This window comes from Nitritalea halalkaliphila LW7, assembly GCF_000265075.1.
GTDB lineage: Bacteria > Bacteroidota > Bacteroidia > Cytophagales > Cyclobacteriaceae > Nitritalea > Nitritalea halalkaliphila.
Map to the genome: position 1 here is coordinate 1 of NZ_AJYA01000105.1, position 3,063 is coordinate 3,063.

The window sequence follows — 3,063 nt, forward strand, 5'->3', positions numbered from 1 at the left end:
ATAAAATGGACATCCTTGGGAAACAGACCAAAAACACAACAAAAAGAAAAGCAAAGTTAGGCTTGCATTGGCTCGGCCCGTCAAGTCAAGCCCTTCGGGTTTGCAACAAAAATCTCCATCCGCGCGGCGGATAGTATTTTTTATTGCAAAAACCTTGACTGTCCGGCCATGCAGCCAGCGGAGCAGCTTTCTTTTTTTTTCTGTTTTTTTCTTTGTGGAAATGTTTATTAAAGGGAAATGAAGCGGATTTTCTTTCAAATGAAACTCAACTGAAAGAAAAAAATCCCTATCTTGGCATTTTATGGGCTGTTTAAAACTGATATACCGACAAGAAGAACCGAGACGATTAAAAGTGTCCTGGAATCGAAATGATACTGAAAATCCGTGTACGGGTGTTGAGAACTACCTCTACAACGGGAAGGAACTCTTAGATGACCTGAACCTAAACCTGTATGACTTTGGAGCGAGGATGTATGATCCTGCTATAGGGAGGTGGGGCGTTGTGGACCCGTTGGCAGACCATCCAAGGCAGATAGATAAGAGTCCTTATGCTGCTTTTTGGAACAACCCTATTATTTTTACAGACCCAGACGGAAGATGTCCTGATTGCCCTGATGAAGTTTATGTGCCTTTGGCAGACCACGTGTATGATGCAACTGTAAGATCGAGTGTGAATGGCTGGACAGTTGTCGAAGGTGGAATTTTTGAAAACCCAGAAACAGGCTTTAAAGGCGCGTTGTATCAAGGTTCGGGGGAATGGGAAGGACAATTTATTTTTGCAACAGCGGGAACAGACTTTACTTCTTTGGAAGATTGGAAAAACAATATCCAACAGATAACCACAGGGGAATCTCCACAATATTCTCAATCTGTGAACCTTGCAAGAAGCTTATCAGAAAGCCATCAGGGAGTATCATTTACCGGTCATTCATTAGGAGGTGGTTTGGCAAGTGCAAATGCATTGGCAATTGAAGGAAAGGCAGTAACTTTTAATGCGGCAGGCTTGTCTAAAGCGACAAAAGAAAATCCAAGACTCGGGTTAAGTGGGAAGTCTGCAAATATCTCTGCATATGTTGTAAGTGGAGAAGCTGTGAGCCACTACCAAGGGATGATGGGATTAAGAGCTGAGGGTAGAATCACAACCTTGCCAGCCAGCTATGTGCCTCAAATCCCATTTACAAAAACGGATGATGCTATACGAACAGGACAGCGTATATACAATCATACTATGGGTGTGGTCACAAAAAAAGTTTAACGAGTATAACAAAAGGTGATTATGAAAGCCCCGTTAATGTTGATTTTATCATTGTGTTTATCTTTTATGGGTTGTGGGCAGGAAACAAATAAAAACGTATCTTATTTTGAAGGTACAGAGGCTTACGAATTAGCTAAAGCAGTTGAAGTTAATGATACGCAAAAGATTAATCATCTAGTTGAAGGTAAGTCCGAATTATTGGATGTAAGCAATCCTATAAGCGGGTCAAATGTTTTGGGTTTGTCATTAACGATAGAGAATTTTGAGGCATTTAAAAAATTGTTGGAGCTTGGAGCAGACCCAAACTTTGTTAACCCCTATTCAAAACGAAGTATACTAATAGATGCCTGTAAGTTTTATTGGAAGCCAGAACCTTATTCAATTGATTTGCGATATGTTAAGTTGCTTCTAAAATATGGTGCAAATGCAAATTATACAGTTGAAGAAGATCACACTGATGAAAAAGGTCGTTCGTATATGGCAACTTCTCCACTTATGGAAGCAAGCAAGTTGGATTTAGAAATGGTAAAGTTGTTAATTAAAGCAGGTGCAGACCCTCATAAAAAAGTTAAAACAAAATCAAAAAACTCCCTTTTCATTGACATTAATGGGTACGAAATATGATATAGCAAATTATTTTATTGATAGTTTACAAGTTAATGTTAATGAGCCTTTGGCAACTAAAATTCAAAAACCTTCAAATAAAGAGGCAAACTTCTATATTCAAGATTATGTCGTTAATAAGTTTCTTAAAGCAAAGATCAAAGGTGATATAGAAGAAATGGAGAAACTGAAACAAGAGAACCCCAAAATAGAAAAAGCCAACCAGGAGGGTTGGGAGTTTATCCAAAAGTTAGAAAGAATGGGGGTGGATTTTAAAAACTATGAGTACAAGAAATGAAAAAAGCCCGGCAGTGACCGGGTTTTTGCTTTATTGTCCAAAACGGCAATTTTTGAAGCGGTAAAAAGTTGTCGTATTAGGCAAAAATAATTTTTAGAAATTGGCTTTACCGTCCAACAGGTCTTTCATCCGTTTTTTGGTGAGCATTGAATTAATGATTTTGACCAGGGCATTTTTTTCATCTTCATCAAGCTGATTAATAAGCATCAATTGCTCGTTTAGTTCGTGGTTCTGAAGCTCTACCACGGAGTTTTCACTATCGTTCAAAAGGTTGTCGGTACTCACGGCAAACACCTTCATCAATCGTTGCACAATATCAATAGAGGGCAGTAAATGCCCGTTTTCCATCTTGGACAGGTGGGTAACGTGGATATGTATTTTATCGGCCAGTTCCTGTTGGTTCATCCCGGAAGCCTTGCGTAAAGCCTTTATTTTCTCGTTAAACTTCATACTGTAAAGTTCTATTGTTGTCTGCAAATTTACCATAATTTGAAAGTTTAAGCTATTTATTTTGTTTTTGATGAAAGTATATTGCAAATATATGAAACTTCTTTGTACTTTTGCTTTCAATATAATGAATAAAGTTATTGCAAAATTTTCAAGTTATGGAGATACAGGAAATCAAACAACGCCTCAACGATGCAATGAAACGTTTAAAGTGGGTAAAAAATGTTTTCAATGAAACGCTCCAGTGGTATGATTATAGATTTAATGTTTCTACCTCTTTTTGATTTTACTTATGCGCTATTTAACTATTCATTTTTATTTTCTGCTCGCTTGTGCTGCATTTACAATGCGTGAATTAGAAGCACAACAAATTCCTAATGCACAGCAGCAATCGGTAGCTACCTCTCCAGAGACCTTGGTGATTCCCTCTTTAGGAAGTTCTCCACAGCTCAATATGGTT

At 38.0% G+C, this 3,063-nt stretch carries 5 protein-coding genes; 3 read left to right on the forward strand and 2 right to left on the reverse strand.

Going from position 1 to position 3,063, the window contains the following annotated elements; genetic code table 11:
* Positions 1-258 (reverse strand): hypothetical protein (locus A3SI_RS21330; RefSeq protein ID WP_040671338.1); only part of this gene is annotated, 258 nt, incomplete at its 3' end.
* A gap of 94 nt (positions 259-352) precedes the next feature.
* On the opposite strand from A3SI_RS21330, the gene A3SI_RS16580 reads away from it, so the two are divergent.
* The 3 genes from A3SI_RS16580 to A3SI_RS16590 are packed head-to-tail and all read left to right on the forward strand — an operon-like array spanning position 353 to position 2,156.
* Positions 353-1,255: an RHS repeat-associated core domain-containing protein gene (locus A3SI_RS16580; protein WP_202946888.1), complete on the forward strand. Its 903-nt coding sequence runs from the start codon at positions 353-355 to the stop codon at positions 1,253-1,255.
* A 21-nt stretch (positions 1,256-1,276) separates the two neighbouring features.
* A complete protein-coding gene (locus tag A3SI_RS16585) occupies positions 1,277-1,879 on the forward strand; it encodes an ankyrin repeat domain-containing protein (RefSeq protein ID WP_009057787.1) in 603 nt (200 codons plus the stop codon).
* Positions 1,863-2,156, forward strand: a complete 294-nt coding sequence (locus tag A3SI_RS16590) for a hypothetical protein (RefSeq protein ID WP_009057790.1) — start codon at positions 1,863-1,865, stop codon at positions 2,154-2,156. The genes A3SI_RS16585 and A3SI_RS16590 overlap by 17 nt, the downstream gene beginning before the upstream one ends.
* 93 nt (positions 2,157-2,249) lie before the next feature.
* Here A3SI_RS16590 and A3SI_RS16595 read toward each other — a convergent pair whose 3' ends face one another.
* A complete protein-coding gene (locus A3SI_RS16595) occupies positions 2,250-2,606 on the reverse strand; it encodes a helix-turn-helix domain-containing protein (protein ID WP_040671340.1) in 357 nt (118 codons plus the stop codon).
* Between the last annotated feature and the right edge of the window lie 457 nt (positions 2,607-3,063).